This is a genomic window from Mycobacterium sp. DL592 (assembly GCF_011694515.1).
Lineage (GTDB): Bacteria > Actinomycetota > Actinomycetes > Mycobacteriales > Mycobacteriaceae > Mycobacterium.
Map to the genome: position 1 here is coordinate 3278038 of NZ_CP050192.1, position 18034 is coordinate 3296071.

Consider the following 18034-nt stretch of genomic DNA (forward strand, 5'->3'; position numbering starts at 1 on the left):
GTCGTTGCGCGTTGAGTGAGGAGTCACGCAGACCTGCACCCGCACATCCACTGCGAGATTTGTCACTTCGCGTATCTCATTATGTGGGAATCAGATTCAGCATCGTGGGAACTGCATGCGATCATGACCGGGTGAGCACCGACGACATCAGCACCGTGCGGCGCTGGTCGATGCTCGTCATCGCGCTGTTCGCCACCCTGTCGGCCAACGTCTTCATCAACGGCGTCGCCTTCCTGATTCCCACGCTGCACACCACGATGGGCATGGATCTGGCGAAGGCCGGACTGATCTCGGCGCTGCCGAGTTTCGGCATGGTGGTCACCCTCATCGCCTGGGGCTACGTGGTGGACCGCATCGGGGAACGGTTCGTCCTCACCGTCGGTTCGGCGCTGACCGCAGCGGCGTCCTTCGCCGCCTCGACCGCACACTCACTGCCCGTCATGGGCGTGTTCCTGCTGCTCGGGGGCATGGCAGCGGCCAGCAGCAACTCGGCAAGCGGTCGGCTGGTGGTGGGCTGGTTTCCGCCGCAGCAGCGCGGGCTGGTGATGGGTATCCGCCAGACCGCTACGCCACTGGGCGTCGGCTTCGGTGCTCTGGTGATCCCGCGGCTGGCACAGGAACACGGCGTCGGGCCCGCTCTGCTGTTCCCGGCATTGGTGTGCGCGGTGGCGGCCATCGTGTGCGCGGGCTTGGTGCTGGACCCGCCACGGACGCCGCGCGCGGAGGCTCCCGCTGAAGACCTGGCCAACCCGTACCGCGGTTCGGCCGTGCTGTGGCGAATCCACGCGGTCTCGGTGCTGCTGGTAGTTCCGCAGTGTGTGGTGTGGACCTTCACTCTGGTGTGGCTGATCGCCGATCGCGGATGGTCACCGGAATCCGCGGGTGTGCTGATGCTGGCCGCCCAGTTGCTGGGCGCGCTGGGCCGCATCGCCGCCGGGCGCTGGTCGGACTCGATGGGTCTGCGGCTGCGCCCGATCCGGCTCATCGCCGTCGCCGCGGCCGCTTCGATGCTCGCCCTCGCGGTCACCGATGCGCTGCACTCCCCGCTGAGTATCGCGGTGATGGTCGCAGCCTCGGTGATCACGGTCAGCGACAACGGGTTGGCGTTCACCGCCATCGCCGAGATCGCCGGGCCGTTCTGGAGCGGGCGGGCGCTGGGAACGCAGAACACCAGCCAACTGTTCACCACCGGGATCACGCCGCCGTTGTTCGGCGCCGTGATCGGGGTGCTGGGCTTTCCGGCGGCGTTCGCGGTGTGCGCGCTGTTCCCGCTCGCCGCGCTGAAGTTGGTGCCGGCCGACCCGCCGAGCACCCAGAGCTAGAGCGCCGCGCGAATCCGCTCGCCGACCTCGCGGGTGGAGTAGGTCTTATCTCCCCGCGTGGCCAGATGGTTGGCGACGGACTTGTCGACACGAGCCGCGGCGGCGTCCTCGCCAATGTGGTTCAGCAGCAAGGACACCGACATCACCGCAGCGGTGGGATCGGCGATGCCCTGGCCCGCGATGTCCGGCGCGCTGCCATGCACGGGCTCGAACATCGACGGGTTGGTGCCGGTGGCGTCGATATTGCCGCTGGCCGCCAATCCGATTCCGCCGCACACTGCGGCAGCCAGGTCGGTGATGATGTCGCCGAACAGGTTGTCGGTGACGATGACGTCGAATCGGCCCGGGTCGGTAACCATGTGGATGGTGGCCGCGTCGATGTGCTGATAGGCGACCTCGACCTCGGGGTACTGCGCGCCGACTTCGGCGACCACCCGCGACCACAGACTGCCCGCGAACGTCAGCACGTTGGTCTTGTGCACCAGCGTCAGATGCTTGCGGCGGGATTGGGCCCGCGCGAAGGCATCACGCACCACGCGCTCGACACCGAACGCGGTGTTCACGCTGACCTCGGTGGCCACCTCGTGCGGTGTCCCGACACGCAGCGCCCCACCGTTGCCGGTGTAGGGACCTTCGGTGCCCTCGCGCACCACGACGAAGTCGATACCCGTCACCCCGGACAGCGGGCTGCTGACACCGGGGTACAGCCGGCCCGGCCGCAGGTTGACGTGATGGTCGAGGGCGAAACGCAGTTTGAGCAGCAGGCCCCGTTCGAGCACACCGCTGGGCACCGACGGGTCGCCGATGGCGCCGAGCAGGATCGCGTCGTAGCCCTTGAGTTCCTCGATGGTCTGCTCGGTGAGCAGTTCACCAGTGGCGTGGTAGCGCCGCGCACCGAGGTCGTACTCGGTGATGTCCACACCGGGCAGCACGACGTCGAGCACCTGCAGTGCTTCTGCGATGACTTCCGGGCCGATACCGTCGCCCGCGATCACAGCCAATTTCATCTGCGCCACTCCTCCTCATCGCTTCGCTCTGCATCGTCGATGGCGCGTTTCATGAGAAATCCACCACTTCCAGAGTCACCGCACCGACGGCGGCACCGATCGCCCCACGCACATCGGCAGGCACGTCGCGGTCCAGCCGCAGCATCACCGTCGCCGCCGTGCCACTGGTGTCCTGGCTCATCTGCGCGGCAAGGATATTGACGTCCGCACCGCCGAGCAGGGTGCCGATCTTGCCGAGCGCACCCGGCTGGTCGGTGTAGTTCAGGATCAGGTTGACGCCCTCGGCCCGCAGATCGAAGTTGCGTCCGTTGATCTGGACGATCTTCTCGGTCTGCTGCGGGCCGGACAGGGTGCCGGAGACGTTGATCGCCGAGCCGTCCGCCGCGAGCGCACGCACGTCGACCACGCTGCGATGGTTGATGCTCTCGGTGGCCGTACTCAATTCGGTCTGCAGGCCGCGGTCGTTGGCCAGACCGGGGGCGTTGACAAAGGTGACCTGCTGGTCGGTGACGGTGGAGAAGAACCCTCGCAGGGCCGAAAGTTTCAGTACCTCAACGTCTTCGGCTGCCAGCTCGCCGCTGACCCGAACCGACAGCGTGGTGGGCGGCTCGGTGGCCAATACGCCGACGAGCACGCCGAGCTTGCGCACCAGGTCCAGCCACGGCGACACCTCTTCGCTGACCGCACCCGCACCGACGTTGACCGCGTCCGGGACGAACTCCCCCGCCAGCGCCAGCTTCACGCTTTCGGCGACGTCGGTGCCGGCCCGGTCCTGCGCCTCGGTGGTCGATGCGCCCAGATGCGGGGTGACCACGACCTGGGGCAGCTCGAACAGTGGGCTGTCGGTGCAGGGTTCGGTGGAGAACACGTCGAGCCCGGCGGCGCGGACATGGCCGCTGGTGATCGCCTCGGCCAGCGCGTGCTCGTCGATAAGGCCGCCGCGCGCGGCGTTGACGATGATGACGCCCGGCTTGGTCTTGGCCAGCGCCTCCTTGCCCAGCAAGCCGGCGGTCTCCGGGGTCTTGGGCAGATGGACGGAGATGAAATCCGCCCGGGGCAGCAGCTCATCGAGGGACAGCAGCTCGATGCCGAGCTGCGCGGCGCGGGCCGGCGGGACGTAGGGGTCGTAGGCGACGACGTGCGTGCCGAAGGCGGCCAGGCGCGCGGCGACGAGCTGGCCGATGCGGCCGAGGCCGACGACGCCGACGGTCTTGCCGAAGATCTCGGTGCCGTTGAACGACGACCGCTTCCAGGTGTGCTCCCGGAGGGTGGCGTCAGCGGCCGGGATCTGCCGGGCGGCGGCCAGCATCAGCGCCAGCGCGTGCTCGGCGGCGCTGTGGATGTTGGAGGTCGGCGCGTTGACGACGAGCACACCCGCGGCGGTGGCCGCGGGGACGTCGACGTTGTCCAGGCCGACGCCCGCGCGGGCGACGATCTTGAGCTTGGGTGCGGCCGCGATCACCTCGGCGTCCACGGTGGTCGCCGAGCGCACCAGCAGCGCGTCGGCGTCGGCTACCGCTGCCAGCAGTTCTGGGCGGTCCGGGCCGTCGACCCAGCGCACCTCGACGTTGTCGCCGAGGGCGGCGACGGTCGACTCGGCGAGTTTGTCGGCGATCAACACAACGGGCAGATTCACGCCGGTCAGCCTATCGTGGCGGCGCCGCGGGCCAGAACGGACCGAGCGCAGCGGCCCACCTGTCCCGCCCTGCTCGCCCTCGTCGCGACATCTGGGGTGTACTGGACAGGTGGACGTCACCGTAGTCGGCAGCGGTCCCAACGGGCTGGCGGCCGCCGTCATCTGCGCGCGAGCCGGCCTGTCCGTGCGGGTTCTGGAAGCCCAGCCCACGCTGGGCGGCGGGTCCCGCACCCTGGCCGACCCCGAATACGGCGAGGTGCGCCACGACATCTGCTCGGCGATCCACCCGCTGGCGCTGGCGTCACCGTTCTTCGCCGAGTTCGACCTACCGGCGCGCGGGGTCGGGCTGGCGGTGCCGGAGATCTCCTACGCGAACCCGCTGCCCGGTGGCGGGGCCGCGATCGCCTACCACGACCTGGCGCGCACCAGTGCCGGCCTCCAGCAGGGGGCTTCGTGGCAGGCGCTGTTCGAGCCGCTGACTCGCAACGCGGACACCGTGCTCGGGCTGCTGCTCGGCAACAAACGCTCGGTCCCCACCAACATCCCGGCGTCGGTGGCCCTGGCGCGCCGGATGCTCGAGCAGGGCACGCCGGCCTGGGGTTCGCTGCGCGGCGAAGACGCCCGTGCACTGTTCACCGGTGTTGCAGCACACACGATTTCGCGGATGCCGTCGTTGGTTGCCGCGGGCGCTGGGCTGATGCTGGCGACGCTGGGCCACACGGTCGGCTGGCCGGTGCCGGTGGGCGGAAGCCAGGCCATCACCGACGCCATGATCGCCGACCTACAGGCTCACGGCGGTGTTCTGGAAACCAATGCCGAAGTGCGGACACCGCCCTCGGGGGTGGTGCTCTACGACACCGCACCGACCGCGTTGCTCAACATCTACGGCGACCAGCTGCCAGACCGGTATGCAAAGGCGTTGCGGCGCTACACCTTCGGGCCCGGCGTCGCCAAGGTCGACTTCGTGCTCTCCGATGAGATTCCGTGGGCGGATTCCCGGCTGGCCTCGGCTGCCACCTTCCACCTCGGCGGCTCCCGCGCTCAGATGGCGCACGCCGAGAAGGAGATCGCCGCCGGGCGCCACGCCGAATGGCCGATGGTTCTGGGTGCCACGCCCTATACCGCCGATCTCACACGCATCGACTCCCAAGGGCGTCGACCGTTCTGGACCTATGCCCACGTGCCTGCGGGATCGACCCTCGACCAGACCCAGGCCATCACCGCGATCATGGAGCGCTTCGCCCCGGGCTTCTGCGACATCGTCGTCGCGTCGCGCAGCATCCCGGCCGCCCGGCTGGCCGACCACGACGCCAACTATGTCGGCGGCGACATCGGGGTGGGCGGTAACTCTGTGGTGCGTGCGCTGCTCGGACCGACCCCGCGGGTCAACCCGTGGTCGACGCCGATTCCCCAGGCCTACCTGTGCTCGTCGGCCACCCCTCCCGGCGGCGGGGTGCACGGCATGTCGGGGTACTACGCCGCGCGTACCGTGCTCAAGCGCGAATTCGGCCTGCCGCTGCCGAGTCTCGCCCCCTGAGCGCCTGAAGGTGTTCGGCAAATCAGCTCAAAGTGATGGTCAGGTGGCCGCCCCTGGGTCATTGCTACGTTCAAGTCCGGTCAGCGCTGCGATCGCGCCGCTGAGTGCCACCGTCCATGCAATCGGCAGCAGCTATGTTCCTTGCACGCAAGCCTGTGCTAGTTCGTCGAGGTGGTTGGCGTTGTGCTGGGCGATCATCAAGTTATACGGGCCGGCCAGCACGCTTTAATGCATCGGGTTCTGGCGAGTTGGTCGACGCCAGATCGGATCTGGGCACCCGGGCTGCCCTTGTCATAATGCGGGTTCCCCGAACATCGTGGACAAGATCATCATGCCGTGTGGTGCATTGGCGGCGAGGGCTGGCTTGACACGGCCCCAACGTTCGACCGTCCGCGGTAAGGCCCGCGACCGCAGCCGCGTCGAATGCGGACGCGGCACCCTCAAAAGGGTCGCGCAGCAGATAGCGCTTCGCAGCGGATCTCCCCGGCTCATCTAACAATTCGCCTTCGACAGCGTCCCCGACGACTGCTGTGAGCAGCACTACCGATCGACTCAATGTTGCAGGATCCACAGCGGAGAGTCATCAACCTGCCGAAGCTTTGAAGGCGATCGTCGCCAGCTACCTGTCTATCGACCATCGGGACTACCCAGGGAAGGTTGTCCGGTCCCCTCGATGGGCGCCGAGGCCGGTCGCCGGGGAAGCTTGGTGCAGTCCGCGTACACGCTTGCGCCCCAATCTCCTACATTCTCCGGCCGCCCTACGGTCGCGACAACGCCGACACCGACCGCGAAGCGGCCGATTTCGGCTGCCCCACCATCACGCTGTAGAGCGGGAACCGTCGGTCAATCCAAGCCGGTCGCGGCGCCCGACCTCGTCACCGCTGCCTCAAGTTCCCTCCCACCGCAACAGATCGTGTTGGCCCACAACAATCCTGGCGCCGACCACGAGCTGTTACGGACAGCTGCTTGATTTCATTCACGAGCGCAACCTGCGCTCCGTGACTCTCAACGACGCGTTCAGCTAAAGCCCGTCAGCGCAGGGCTTTTCCTTTAAGCCCTGGGTCGCAGACCGGATCGCACCAGGCGGATCATTACGAAACCTGAGACCCCGGCGAAGGAGAAACGTCGCCGAGCTGTCGGCGCTACCGGTCAGCGCCATCCTCTAGATTCACATCGATCGGATACCTCGGATTGGCGAGGCTGAACGCTGATGATCAGAGCAACAAACCGCCGAGAGGAGTACTTGCCATCGTGGTGTCGCGCTATCCGTTATCGCTGTCTGCTCGCTCCGGTCAACGACTGCCGCCGCCGTTGGCCGTCGAATGGGAGTGGCAGACGATCGGACGATGCGTCGGCGAGCCGGTAGAGGTGTTCTTCCCCGAAGACGGCCCACGCGCTAATCGTCTTCGACTTGAGCGGCAAGCCAAGAGCATCTGCACCGACTGCCCGGTGAGAGCCCAATGTCTTTCACACGCATTGAACACCCCAGAACCACACGGGGTGTGGGGTGCGATGACATCCAGTGAACGCCAGCAATACCGTGTCGAGGCGGCTGCCGCCGATCGTCAGGCCGTTCCAAGACGGGTGATTGCCTGATGACGGACAACGAGGAACCGTTTGGTGGTTCTCACGGTGTCGGCTTGTCGGAGTGTATGGCCGCCAACTGCGGAACAGTCTTGATGGCATTCGCCAACCGCCGGGCATGAGCACCACCCAAAGCCTGCGATTCATTTTCAGTCGACGTCAGCGGGTTCCTCCACTGCTTAGGGCGCTCGACCTCGTGACAACCCGGATTCCTCCGTCGCCAAAAGTCTCCCGGCAATGCGAACCACCACAGTCCGGAATCATCTTTCCGAAGATTCGCCGATCCTGACAGATCCACGGCTTTCGGTGGGAGAACTATCCGCATAGAAAGTGTTTGACCGAAATATTCGTCTTCGTCACGATGGTGCGTACCGACCAGGAGAACCATCGCCGCGTTCGAGCGAGACGTCACGGCCAACCGATACATCGTCACCCCCGAACGGCTCTTAGGCGAGCCGGACTTCACGTTGCGCGTGCTCGCCCACGACCTGCTCGCCTACCAGAACATCTACGACAACGGGCTCGGCGCGCTACCGGGCGTGCAACGTCTGACGTCGACACTGGTGATGAAGCGGATCGGTTCCGACCGAAGCGTGCCGATCCGGTGGTCGGGGGCCCGGCACTCTGCCCAGCCTTCGTCGGCCGGCGCTGCGATGCGGGGCGCCTCCACCACCATCAGCGCCTGGCTGGGCGGTGTGCCATCAAACTGACCGCGGACGACTCGTCGATCAGCTCACCGCGATAATCGACGACCTCGGCGAGCCCCGACTGTTCCACGATTAGTCACACCAGGTAATAGAGCGGGTCGCGACGCTTCTCACCATTGGTTTCGACGGGCACTGCTTCCGGCTCTGCGACGCTGATTCTGGACCTGGCAAAGCGCACCGCCCGCAGTGTCGCGGAGTACTCTTCGGCTTCTTCAGGGAACACCTGCTCGGCAGGGAACCACTCGTCAAACCCGATGTTGTGCAAGACCTTCAGCGCATCGGGACGCACACCGGCGAGCAGGATCGCCGTGCGGACACCCTCGTGTTCGCGCCCGTTTTCTTCACGCAGGAAGTGCTCCAGCCGCTCAATGGTCACTGCGTCGGGGTTGCGTACTCGCTTGAGCCGCAAGATGACGAACAGCAGCTGCTGAGTCCGTATCCGGTCGCGCAGTGTATCCAGATAGCGATCGAGCTCCGGAGCAGCGCCGAAGAACAACTCGCCTTCCAGATCGAAGATGGCCAAGGACGGATCCTCCGGATCATCGCCGAGGCGCTCACGCACCACACGGTCCGGCGTGACGGTCAGTTCAGCGGCCTTGAGCTTAGCGGCACGGGGCACGAACAAGACGATGGACAACGCAATCCCGAGCAGCACAGCCTTATCCAGGTCGATCAGCACACCGGTCAGGCCCGTGATCACCACCAACCCTGCGTCATAACGCGATGCCTTCACCGTCGTGACCAGCCGCCGGAAGTCGACGAGACGCACGGCGGTGACGAGCAGCAGCCCGGCCAGGGCAGATTCGGGAACGTAGTGCAGCAGCGGCGCAAAGAGCAGCAGCGCCACCGCGACCGCGGCGGCGGACACGATTCCCGAGAACCGGGTCAGCGCACCGGCCTGGTAGTTGATCGCCGATCGGGACAGCGAGCCGGAACCGGGCACGCTCTGGAAGAAGCCGCCGACCAGGTTGGCCAGGCCCTCGGCGAGGATCTGGCGGTTGTAGTCGATCTTCTGGTGTGACTGGTGCGCAATGGCCTTCGCGATCGACAGCGCCTCAATGAGACCGATGAAGGCGATCGCCAGCGCACCCTGGGACAGCTGTGCGAGCGATCCGAGATCCACAGAGGGAATGTGGGGCGACGGCAGGCTCTGTGGAACCTTTGCGGCGAGGGCGACGGCCGTCTTACCACCTTTACCCGCGGTGGACCATCCCGCCAGATACGCGATCACCGCCGCGACGATCAGCACTGTCAGCAGGTCGATCTGCGGCAACCCAAAGCGCTGCACCAGTTTTCGCAGTCCGACGGCCAGGACGACGGCGGTGATGCTGAGGAACACTGCGCGCAGGTTGATCGGGTCACCGTGAAACACGGTGAGGTACAGCCGTTCCAGCACCTGCATGTGGGCGTTGCCCTTGTTCTTGACACCGAGCGCGTTGGCGATCTGACCTATCGCCAGCAGCAACGCCGCAGCGGCCATGAACCCGATGATGACCGATTCGGAGATATAACGCGTCAGGTCACCCAGTTTGAACACGGCAATGAGGATCTGGAACGTACCGGCCAGGATCCCGAGCGCGAACAGCGCTTCGAACAGGACGGTCCGATTTTCCGGATCGATGAACGCCAGCGAGCTGAACACCAGCAACGAGATCGCGCTCGTCGGCCCGTTGATCAGATGCGAGGACGAACCGAAGATCGAGGCGATGGTCGTGACGACAATCGCCGAGTAGACCCCGTATTTGGGGTCCACGCCCGCGATGAGGGCGTACGCGATGCCCTGCGGCAGCGCCACGGCCGCGACGGTCAGACCGGCGACCAGATCACGGCGGCCGGTGGCCCAGCTGTAGTTAAGCGAAAGACTCATGCTCCGCCCCTTCCCAGGCCGCTGGAGATCGAGTGACCGGACACCGCAGCCGGCACCGATGCCGAGACGATGTCGTAGATGCCGTTCGTGCCGAAGAAGCGTTGCCGCGCATCGTCCCAGTCGTTGGCGATAGCGGTAACAGGGAACAGCTTGATGTTCGGCAGCCGGTCGGAGTGCTTGGCCAAGATCGCTGCGTTGGACGGCCGATATCCGTACTGCGCGAACAGCTCCTGCGCGGGATCGGTGTACAGATACTCCAGATACGCCTTGGCGAACGCGGCCGTCTTGCTGTTGGTGTCGTTGGCGTCGACCCACGCGACGGCCGGCTCGGCGAGAAGACTTACCGGCGGATAGACGACCTCCAGTGCGCCCTTGCTGTCCGCCGCCTCACGCAGCGCTTCGTTCTCCCAGGCCAGCTGCACGTCGCCGATCTGGCGGTCGGAGAAGCTCTGCGCCGAACTCCTGGCGCCCTCGTCCTGCACGACCACGTTCCGGTACAGCGCCTTCAGATAGTCAAGCGCCTGCGACTCCGTCCCGCCGCGGGTGATGACCGCACCCCACCCCGCCAGCACGGTCAGCTGGCCGTTGCCTGAAGTACGCGGGTCGGGAGTCACCACCGCGACGCCGTCGTTGGCGAGGTCCGGCCAGTCGTGGATGCCTTTGGGGTTTCCCTTATGGACCACGAACACGATCGTCGAGGTGTACGGCACCGAGTTGTGCGGCAGCCGCTTCTGCCAGTCCGGCTGGATCAGGCCCCGTTTGCGCAACGCGTCGACATCGCTGATCAGCGCCAGCGAGACGACATTGGCCTTCTGCGCGCCGTCGATAACGCTTCGCGCCTGCCGGCCGGAACCGCCGTGGGATTGCTTGATATCGAGGGTTATGCCGGATTGCTTGCGATAGTTGTCGACGAAGTCCTTGTCCAGCGCGGCGTACACCTCACGAGTGGGGTCGTAGGACACGTTGAGGATCTGATTCGGAGTGTCGTCAGGCAGGTTCTTCGCCACGAGCAGCACCGATGCCACCACGACGGCGACAACACCCACAATGTTCAGCCAAGGCATGCCCAGCAACCGACCCGGCCCGCCCTCCAAAGTCTCTGTCATCGGCCGCTCCTTGCCTCACGCGTACTGAGTGAGAGAAACTTAGCCTCGATCTCGCCCTCAAACAGCTGCGAGAACGCTGACAACGCGCTTAAAAGGGGCGTTGAGCTGGTGTTTTGCAACCGCCACTCAAACAATCAGCGCATTCAGAAACCCTTTGCGGACCCCGGCCCGCCCGACTGCAACCTGGAATGCGGAAGTGACAACTTCACTGAACCCGCATAGGCCGCAGCGGTCTGACCGGAGGTGGCCTTCTCCCAGTTTCCACTGACAACCAACTGAGATCGCCCCCTGAGAAACGAAAACGGCGCGCTTATCACCGCTGGTGGGCGGTGACAAGCGCGCCGATTCGCGGCGGGTGCCGTCAGGCGGTTTCGGTGATCGGCCGGTCGACCCAGCTCATCAGGTCGCGCAGCTTCTTGCCGGTGACCTCGATCGGGTGCTCGGCGTTCTCCTTGCGCAGCTTCTCGAGGCGCTTGTTGCCGCCCTCGACGTTGGCGACGAGTTCCTTGACGAAGCTGCCGTCCTGAATGTCCTTGAGGATGGCGCGCATCCGCTCCTTGGTGTCGGCGTCGATCACGCGCGGGCCCGACAGGTAGCCGCCGAACTCCGCGGTGTCGGACACCGAGTAGTTCATCCGGGCGATGCCGCCCTCGTACATCAGGTCGACGATCAGCTTGAGCTCGTGCAGCACCTCGAAGTAGGCCAGCTCGGGGGCGTAGCCCGCCTCGACCATGACCTCGAAGCCGGTCTTCACCAGTTCCTCGGTGCCACCGCACAGCACGGCCTGCTCACCGAACAGGTCGGTTTCGGTCTCATCCTTGAAGGTGGTCTTGATGACGCCGGCGCGGGTGCCGCCGATGCCCTTGGCGTAGGACAGCGCCAGCGCCAGGCCGTCACCGGTCGGGTCCTGCTCGACGGCGACCAGGCAGGGCACGCCCTTGCCGTCGACGAACTGGCGGCGCACCAGGTGGCCGGGGCCCTTGGGGGCGACCATGCCGATGGTGACGTCGGCCGGGGGCTTGATCAGACCGAAGTGGATGTTCAGGCCGTGCCCGAAGAACAGCGCGTCGCCGGGCTTGAGGTTGGGCTCGATGTCGTTGGTGAAGATCTCGGCCTGCGCGGTGTCGGGCGCGAGCAGCATGATCACGTCGGCCCACTTGGCGACCTCGGCGGGAGTGTCGACCTCGAGGCCCTGCTCCTCCACCTTGGCCCGCGACTTCGAGCCTTCCTTGAGGCCCACCTTCACCTGCACGCCGGAGTCCCGCAGGCTCAGCGAATGGGCATGCCCCTGGCTGCCGTATCCGATCACTCCGACCTTGCGGCCCTGGATGATCGAGAGGTCGGCATCGTCGTCGTAGAACATCTCGATGGTATTTGCAGCCACGGTGGCCTTTGCCTTTCTGTTTGTTTCTTCGGTGGGGTCTGTTACTTGGCGTTGGTCATTCCGCGCGGGCCGCGGGACAGCGACACCACTCCGGACTGCACGATCTCACGGATACCGTAGGGCTCGAGCACCCGCAGCAGCGCTTCGAGTTTCTCCGGGGTTCCGGTGGCCTCAACGGTCAGCGACTCGGTGGAGACGTCGATGACCTTCGCGCGGAACAGGTTGACCGCCTCGATCACCTGGCTGCGCGTACCGGCGTCGGCGCGGACCTTGATCAACGCCAGTTCGCGGGCAACCGAGTTCTCCTCGTCCTGCTCGACGATCTTGATCACGTTGATCAGCTTGTTGAGCTGCTTGGTGATCTGTTCGAGCGGGGTCTCCTCCGCGGTGACCACGATCGTCATCCGCGACATGTTCTTCTGCTCGGTGGCACCGACCGCCAGTGACTCGATGTTGAAGCCACGCCGGGAGAACAGCGCCGCGACGCGGGCCAGCACACCGGGCTTGTCTTCGACCAGCACCGAAAGCGTATGGGTGACAGTGCTATTAGCTGAGCCGGCCATTAGGCGCGCCCTTCTTCGTTGTCGTCGAACAGCGGACGGATGTTGCGCGCGGCCATGATCTCGTCGTTGCCGGTGCCCGCGGCGACCATCGGCCACACCTGTGCGTCGGCGCCGACGATGAAGTCGATCACCACCGGGCGGTCGTTGATGGCGCGCGCCTGGTTGATCACGTCGACCACGTCTTCCTCACGCTCACAACGCAATCCGACACAGCCCATGGCCTCGGCCAGCTTGACGAAATCGGGGATGCGATGGCTGTGCGTGGACAGGCCGGTATTGCTGTAGCGCTCGCCGTAGAACAGGGTCTGCCACTGGCGCACCATGCCGAGGTTGCCGTTGTTGATCAGCGCGACCTTGATCGGCACACCCTCGAGGGCACAGGTGGCCAGCTCCTGATTGGTCATCTGGAAGCAGCCGTCGCCGTCGATGGCCCACACCTCGGCGTCGGGACGGGCCATCTTGGCTCCCATGGCCGCCGGGATGGCGTAGCCCATGGTGCCCAGCCCGCCGGAGTTCAGCCAGGTGCGCGGGTTCTCGTATTTGATGAACTGCGCGGCCCACATCTGGTGCTGGCCAACGCCTGCGACGTAGATGGCGTCCGGTCCGGCGATTTTGCCCAGCTCGGAGATGACGTACTCGGGGCTGAGGCTGCCGTCGCTCTGGGGGTCCCAGCTCAGCGGGTAGGTGGCCCGGATTCCGGACAGGTACTCCCACCAGTTGTCCAGATCCGCCTTCTCGGGCGCTTTGCCGATTCCCAGGTCGCTTCGCTCCTGCCCGCCGGTGGTTTTCCGCAGCGCCTCAATGAGTTCCGCGATCGCCAGCTTCACGTCACCCACGATCGGGACGTCGGCATTGCGGTTCTTGCCGATCTCGGCGGGGTCGATGTCGACGTGGATCACCTTGGCCTCGGGCGCGAAGGAGTCCAGCTTGCCGGTCACCCGGTCGTCGAATCGGGCGCCCAGGGCGATGAGCAGGTCGCTCTTCTGCAGCGCGGCCACTGCAGCGACCGTGCCGTGCATGCCGGGCATGCCCAGGTTCTGCGGGTGGCTGTCCGGGAATGCGCCACGCGCCATCAGGGTGGTGACCACCGGGATGCCGGTCAGCTCGGCCAGGTCCAGCAACTCGCTGGTGGCCTCGCCGCGGATCACGCCGCCGCCGACATAGAGCACCGGCTTGCGGGCAGCCGCGATGAGCTTGGCGGCCTCGCGGATCTGACGGCTGTGCGGCTTGGTGTTGGGCTTGTAGCCGGGCAGGTCGATCTGCGGCGGCCAGGCGAAGGTGCACTGGGCCTGCAGCACGTCCTTGGGGATGTCGACGAGCACCGCGCCGGGACGCCCGGTGGCGGCGATGTGGAATGCCTCGGCGATCACCTTGGGGATGTCGTCACCCTCGCGCACGAGGAAGTTGTGCTTGGTGATCGGCATCGTGATGCCGGAGATGTCGGCTTCCTGGAAGGCATCGGTGCCGATCAGCGAGCGGCCGACCTGCCCGGTGATGGCAACCACCGGGATGGAGTCCATCTGGGCGTCGGCCAGCGGCGTGACGAGGTTGGTCGCGCCCGGACCGGAGGTGGCCATCATGACGCCGACCTTGCCGGTGGCGTGCGCGTATCCGCTGGCCGCGTGGCCCGCACCCTGCTCATGGCGGACCAGGACGTGGCGCAGTTTCTTGGAGTCGAACAGCGGGTCGTAGACCGGCAGCACCGCGCCGCCGGGAATCCCGAAGATGGTGTCGACGCCGAGTTCCTCCAGCGACCGCACCACGGACTCGGCCCCGGTGAGCTGGTAGGGGGCGATGCGTTTGGGTGCCGGCAACGCCGACGCGGGGGCGGTCTTACCGGTGGTCTGCGCTGCGGCGTCGGCGCCGTTGGCGGGGGCAGCCGCCGTTGGCTCGGGTGCTCGCGTGGTCGGTGCGCTCACGTTGTCCTCGATGTCCTCGTGTTGTTTCCTTGGGGCAAGAAAAAACCCCCGTCAGCGTCGGCGGCTGTACGAGGGTTGCGCGCTGGTGCGAGTGGCTATGCCCGGGTCGGGGCAAGCGCGGCACCAACGCGCTGGCCAATTACTACGAGCATTCCGCCGAACTTCATATGCCGACGGTAGCCTCCGCACTGGTCAGGCGTCAAATCTCGGTTGCCTCGGCGGTGATGGGATGATGCAGGCATGCCCTCCGGTTCCGTCCCCGACCCGACCTCGGCCACCACCGAACCCGCAAAGCCGGTGGTGATCAAGATGTCGCCGATGGCTCACTTCGCCTCCGGCTTCCTGGCCCTGGCGTTGCTGGCGTTGGTGCCGTTGTTCCCGAGGTGGGGCATGGCGCTGCTGGTGATCCCGGTGGTCGCCTCGGTGGCCATCGTGCGGTTTCGCACCGTGGCCGACCGGGAGACGGTCACCGCGCGCACCCTGTTGGGCAGCCGGACGGTGCGGTGGGACGACGTCCAGGGGCTGCGATTCGACCGGAGCGCCTGGGCCAAGGCCCGCCTCCGCGACGACTCAGAGTTGAGGCTGCCCGCGGTGACGTTCGCGACGCTGCCGCTGCTGACCTCGGCCAGTGGCGGCCGGGTGCCCAACCCTTACGAGTGAGGCTCCGCGCGCGGAGTGGTCAGCCCAGCCTGCCGTGCAGGAAGAACCATGCGGCCACCCCGCCGCCCACGCCCACCAGCAGCGCGACGAACGAGCCAACGAACGGCCTGCGTGCCCAGCCCCGGCCGGCGTCGAATCCGTAGCGGCCCGGACCAACCAGAATGATCGAGGCGACGGCCGCGATGAGCACGATCAGGTATTCCATCCCCTGGGCGCCGAACACCGACAAGTAGCCGTCCTGACGCTGGGCGGCGATGACGGTGAGCAGGCTGTTGACCAGGTAGGCCAAACCGCCGGCCGCGGCCAGTGGGGTGAACAGTCCGAGCACCAGGAGCACGCCGATGACGATCTGCGCGCCTGCGCCGACATAGGTGAGGATTCCGGCGTGCTGGTAGCCGGCATCGGCGAGCGCGGTCTGGAACCCGCCCATCCCCTGCCCGCCGAACCAGCCGAATGCTTTCTGCAGGCCGTGGGCGATGAAGATGACGCCGACGACGATCCGCAGCAACAGCAGACCGAGATCCTGGGTACCGCGCTTGCCGGCCGCCTTGGCCCGTTCCTCAGCGTCGATGGGTTCGATCTCCATCGGCCCGGCAGCGGTGATCGGTGCGGGCTGGGCATGTGGCTGCACGTAGGGCAGCGGCTCGGGGTCGTGCAGCAACCCGTAACCGGTCGACGGCGCCGCGTCGGAACCGGGGACTGTCGGGTTGTAGTGCGGGATCTTCGTGGTCTCGAAGTCGCCGCCGTAGGTGGCCGACGGGAGATCGTCTTCCGGGTCGACGAGCTGGGCCGACGCGGGTCGAGCCGAGGAGTCGTCGGGGCGTTGCCAGCGCGTTTCGGGGCCTTGACTCGTCACGAAAGTCAGAGTAAGTGCAACTTCGCGCAAATCGGGGATTTGAGCGGCGCTTCCGCCAGTGGAAATTCCTACCCGCCGACATGCTCGCCCGTACCGTCGTGGCGAACACCGGGGCTGTATCCGTAACCTGGCGGGCATGCGAATGCGCCGCCCGGTCCGTGGTGTGCTGGCCGCGGTGTGCGCGGCGGCCCTGGTGTCCTCTGGCTGCGCGAAGTTCAACGATGCGATTTCGCAGCCGTTCACCACCGCCCCCCAGCTCGCGCCGGGCCCGACGTCGACGCCGCCGCCTCCCCCGCCGCTGCCGCCCAAGCCGTTCCCGAAAGCCTGCCCCGCACCGGGGGTCATGCAGGGCTGCCTGGAAAGCACCAGCGGTCTGATCATGGGACCGGACAGCAAGACGGCGTTGGTCGCCGAGCGCACCACCGGCGCGGTCAAAGAGGTGTCGGTCAGCGCCGAACCGAAGATCCGCACCGTCATCCCGGTCGATCCGAGCGGCGACGGCGGACTGCTGGACATCGTGCTGTCGCCCACCTATTCGCAGGACCGGCTGATGTACGCCTACATCAGCACGCCGACTGACAACCGGGTGATCCGGGTGGCCGACGGCGACATCCCCAAGGAGATCCTGGCCGGCATTCCCAAGGGCGCGGTCGGCAACACGGGTTCGCTGATCTTCACCAGCCCGACCACCCTGGTGGTGCAGACCGGTGACGCGGGCAATCCCGCCCTGGCAGCAGACCCGAATTCGTTGGCGGGCAAGGTAATTCGCATCGAGCAGCCGACCACCGTCAATCAGGCTGCGCCGACGACCGCCCTGTCGGGCATGGGTTCGGGCGGTGGTATGTGCATCGACCCGACGGACAAGTCGCTCTACATCACCGACCGCACTCCGGCCGGCGACCGGCTGCAGCGCATCGGCCCGGACTCCAAAGCATCCACTGTGTGGACGTGGCCCGACCGGCCGGGCGTGGCGGGCTGCGCGGCGCTGGACGGTACGGTCCTGGTGAACCTGGTCAACACCAAGCAGACGGTCGCGGTGCGGCTGGCCCAGGGCACCGGCGCCGTCACCGGCCAGCCCGAGGTGGTGCGGCAGGACACGCACGGCCACGCGTGGGCCCTGCAGGTATCGCCGGACGGAAACATCTGGGGCGCAACGATCAACCGCACCGCGGGCGACCCGGAGAAGCTCGACGACGTCGTCTTCCCGCTCTTCCCCCAGGGTGGCGGTTTCCCGCGGAGCAACGCCGACAACACCTGAGCTGGTCGGTTCGCTGCTCGTGCAGCGGTAAACGCCTTGAGTCGCAATGGATTCAGAATTCGTATCACCGATGCGACTCTGCCGTGCATCGGTTTCATAAAGGCGCCCACGTCGCCTTGTCTGCGGCCCGCAACCCGATACCGTCTGATTGACGAATCAAGATCACCAGAGACGGGGAAGTCTTGTCACCGAACATCGACCGTCCGGCAGTTCTGTCGGTCGGCATCTCTGCGCTGATCTTGTTCGGTTTCTCCCTGCACCCGCTGGCCGGCGCCGACACCGCATCAAGCCCCGGGGTGCCGTGCGGAAGCATCATCGAGCAGTTCACCGCATCCCCGGAGACGCTGCCCGAGATGCTGGGCAACGCGATCCCGGCTGCGACCCCGGACTCCTCGGCGCTGGCCCCGGCCCCGCTGGCTGCCGCGGTACCCGCCCCGGCGCCGGCTGCTGTGCCGGCGGCTGCTCCCGCCCCGGCCGCCGCAATGCCGGTGGCCGCCGCGCCGGCCGTCTCTTATACACATACGACGCAGCCGACGAACAGGAGAGTGTAGTACTCGGTGGTCGCTGCGTCATCAAGAACAATAAAAAATTCAAAACGACCAACTCCGTCTGCCCGAGAGTCTATCCG

General features: G+C 66.3%; 15 protein-coding genes. 7 read left to right on the top strand and 8 right to left on the bottom strand.

The genetic code is table 11. The features are described from left to right. Positions 1–131 precede the first annotated feature (131 nt). Complete coding sequence (locus HBE64_RS15715; protein WP_167103945.1) at positions 132–1322, top strand: MFS transporter; 1191 nt, start codon at positions 132–134, stop codon at positions 1320–1322. Here HBE64_RS15715 and HBE64_RS15720 read toward each other — a convergent pair. Continuing rightward, positions 1319–2329 carry a 3-isopropylmalate dehydrogenase gene (locus tag HBE64_RS15720; RefSeq protein ID WP_167103948.1) on the bottom strand — a complete coding sequence of 337 codons (1011 nt, stop codon included), beginning with the start codon at positions 2327–2329 and terminating at the stop codon, positions 1319–1321. The genes HBE64_RS15715 and HBE64_RS15720 overlap by 4 nt on opposite strands. A 49-nt stretch (positions 2330–2378) precedes the next feature. Further along, the gene (gene serA / locus HBE64_RS15725; protein WP_167103951.1) at positions 2379–3965 is read right to left on the bottom strand and encodes a phosphoglycerate dehydrogenase; all 1587 of its coding nucleotides are present in this window, start codon (positions 3963–3965) and stop codon (positions 2379–2381) included. Between the two features lie 109 nt (positions 3966–4074). Here serA and HBE64_RS15730 point away from each other — a divergent pair, with 109 nt between their 5' ends. The 3 genes from HBE64_RS15730 to HBE64_RS15740 all read left to right on the top strand — a co-directional run bounded on the left by HBE64_RS15730 (position 4075) and on the right by HBE64_RS15740 (position 7796). Further along, entirely contained in the window at positions 4075–5502 is a 1428-nt protein-coding gene (locus HBE64_RS15730) for an NAD(P)/FAD-dependent oxidoreductase (RefSeq protein ID WP_208300488.1), read from the top strand. Positions 5503–6753: 1251 nt separating this feature from the next. Continuing rightward, complete coding sequence (locus tag HBE64_RS15735; protein WP_243841334.1) at positions 6754–7098, top strand: WhiB family transcriptional regulator; 345 nt, start codon at positions 6754–6756, stop codon at positions 7096–7098. 413 nt (positions 7099–7511) lie between these two features. After that, on the top strand, positions 7512–7796 hold the full coding sequence (locus HBE64_RS15740; protein ID WP_243841665.1) for an Lrp/AsnC ligand binding domain-containing protein: 285 nt from the start codon (positions 7512–7514) through the stop codon (positions 7794–7796). 73 nt (positions 7797–7869) lie between these two features. Here HBE64_RS15740 and HBE64_RS15745 read toward each other — a convergent pair whose 3' ends face one another. The 5 genes from HBE64_RS15745 to HBE64_RS15765 all read right to left on the bottom strand — a co-directional run bounded on the left by HBE64_RS15745 (position 7870) and on the right by HBE64_RS15765 (position 14527). Next, entirely contained in the window at positions 7870–9660 is a 1791-nt protein-coding gene (locus tag HBE64_RS15745) for a SulP family inorganic anion transporter (protein WP_167103954.1), read from the bottom strand. After that, the gene (locus HBE64_RS15750; RefSeq protein ID WP_167103957.1) at positions 9657–10766 is read right to left on the bottom strand and encodes a sulfate ABC transporter substrate-binding protein; all 1110 of its coding nucleotides are present in this window, start codon (positions 10764–10766) and stop codon (positions 9657–9659) included. The genes HBE64_RS15745 and HBE64_RS15750 overlap by 4 nt, the downstream gene beginning before the upstream one ends. Before the next feature lie 361 nt (positions 10767–11127). Further along, positions 11128–12129, bottom strand: coding sequence for a ketol-acid reductoisomerase (gene ilvC, locus HBE64_RS15755; protein ID WP_167109273.1), 1002 nt, complete (start codon positions 12127–12129; stop codon positions 11128–11130). 62 nt (positions 12130–12191) lie between these two features. After that, positions 12192–12713 carry an acetolactate synthase small subunit gene (ilvN, locus tag HBE64_RS15760; protein WP_167103960.1) on the bottom strand — a complete coding sequence of 174 codons (522 nt, stop codon included), beginning with the start codon at positions 12711–12713 and terminating at the stop codon, positions 12192–12194. Further along, the gene (locus HBE64_RS15765; protein ID WP_243841666.1) at positions 12713–14527 is read right to left on the bottom strand and encodes an acetolactate synthase large subunit; all 1815 of its coding nucleotides are present in this window, start codon (positions 14525–14527) and stop codon (positions 12713–12715) included. The genes ilvN and HBE64_RS15765 overlap by 1 nt, the downstream gene beginning before the upstream one ends. Positions 14528–14872: 345 nt before the next feature. Here HBE64_RS15765 and HBE64_RS15770 point away from each other — a divergent pair, with 345 nt between their 5' ends. After that, positions 14873–15292, top strand: a complete 420-nt coding sequence (locus HBE64_RS15770) for a PH domain-containing protein (RefSeq protein WP_208300489.1) — start codon at positions 14873–14875, stop codon at positions 15290–15292. 19 nt (positions 15293–15311) lie between these two features. Here the strand turns inward: HBE64_RS15770 and HBE64_RS15775 are convergent, their stop codons facing one another. Beyond that, entirely contained in the window at positions 15312–16148 is an 837-nt protein-coding gene (locus HBE64_RS15775) for a DoxX family protein (protein ID WP_208300490.1), read from the bottom strand. Positions 16149–16284: 136 nt separating this feature from the next. Between HBE64_RS15775 and HBE64_RS15780 the strand changes: the two genes are divergently transcribed. Both HBE64_RS15780 and HBE64_RS24490 read left to right on the top strand, forming a co-directional pair. Beyond that, complete coding sequence (locus HBE64_RS15780) at positions 16285–17406, top strand: sorbosone dehydrogenase family protein (protein ID WP_167103969.1); 1122 nt, start codon at positions 16285–16287, stop codon at positions 17404–17406. A gap of 182 nt (positions 17407–17588) precedes the next feature. Beyond that, positions 17589–17957 (top strand): hypothetical protein, encoded by a 369-nt coding sequence (locus tag HBE64_RS24490; protein ID WP_208300491.1) that lies wholly within the window; start codon positions 17589–17591, stop codon positions 17955–17957. Positions 17958–18034 lie beyond the last annotated feature (77 nt).

Coding starts and splice junctions, on each gene's coding strand:
- HBE64_RS15720 (WP_167103948.1), bottom strand. CDS start 2,329: ATGAAATTGGCTGTGATCGCGGGCGACGGTATCGGCCCGGAAGTCATC.
- HBE64_RS15745 (WP_167103954.1), bottom strand. CDS start 9,660: ATGAGTCTTTCGCTTAACTACAGCTGGGCCACCGGCCGCCGTGATCTG.
- HBE64_RS15750 (WP_167103957.1), bottom strand. CDS start 10,766: ATGACAGAGACTTTGGAGGGCGGGCCGGGTCGGTTGCTGGGCATGCCT.
- ilvC (WP_167109273.1), bottom strand. CDS start 12,129: ATGTTCTACGACGACGATGCCGACCTCTCGATCATCCAGGGCCGCAAG.
- ilvN (WP_167103960.1), bottom strand. CDS start 12,713: ATGGCCGGCTCAGCTAATAGCACTGTCACCCATACGCTTTCGGTGCTG.
- HBE64_RS15770 (WP_208300489.1), top strand. CDS start 14,873: ATGCCCTCCGGTTCCGTCCCCGACCCGACCTCGGCCACCACCGAACCC.
- HBE64_RS15780 (WP_167103969.1), top strand. CDS start 16,285: ATGCGAATGCGCCGCCCGGTCCGTGGTGTGCTGGCCGCGGTGTGCGCG.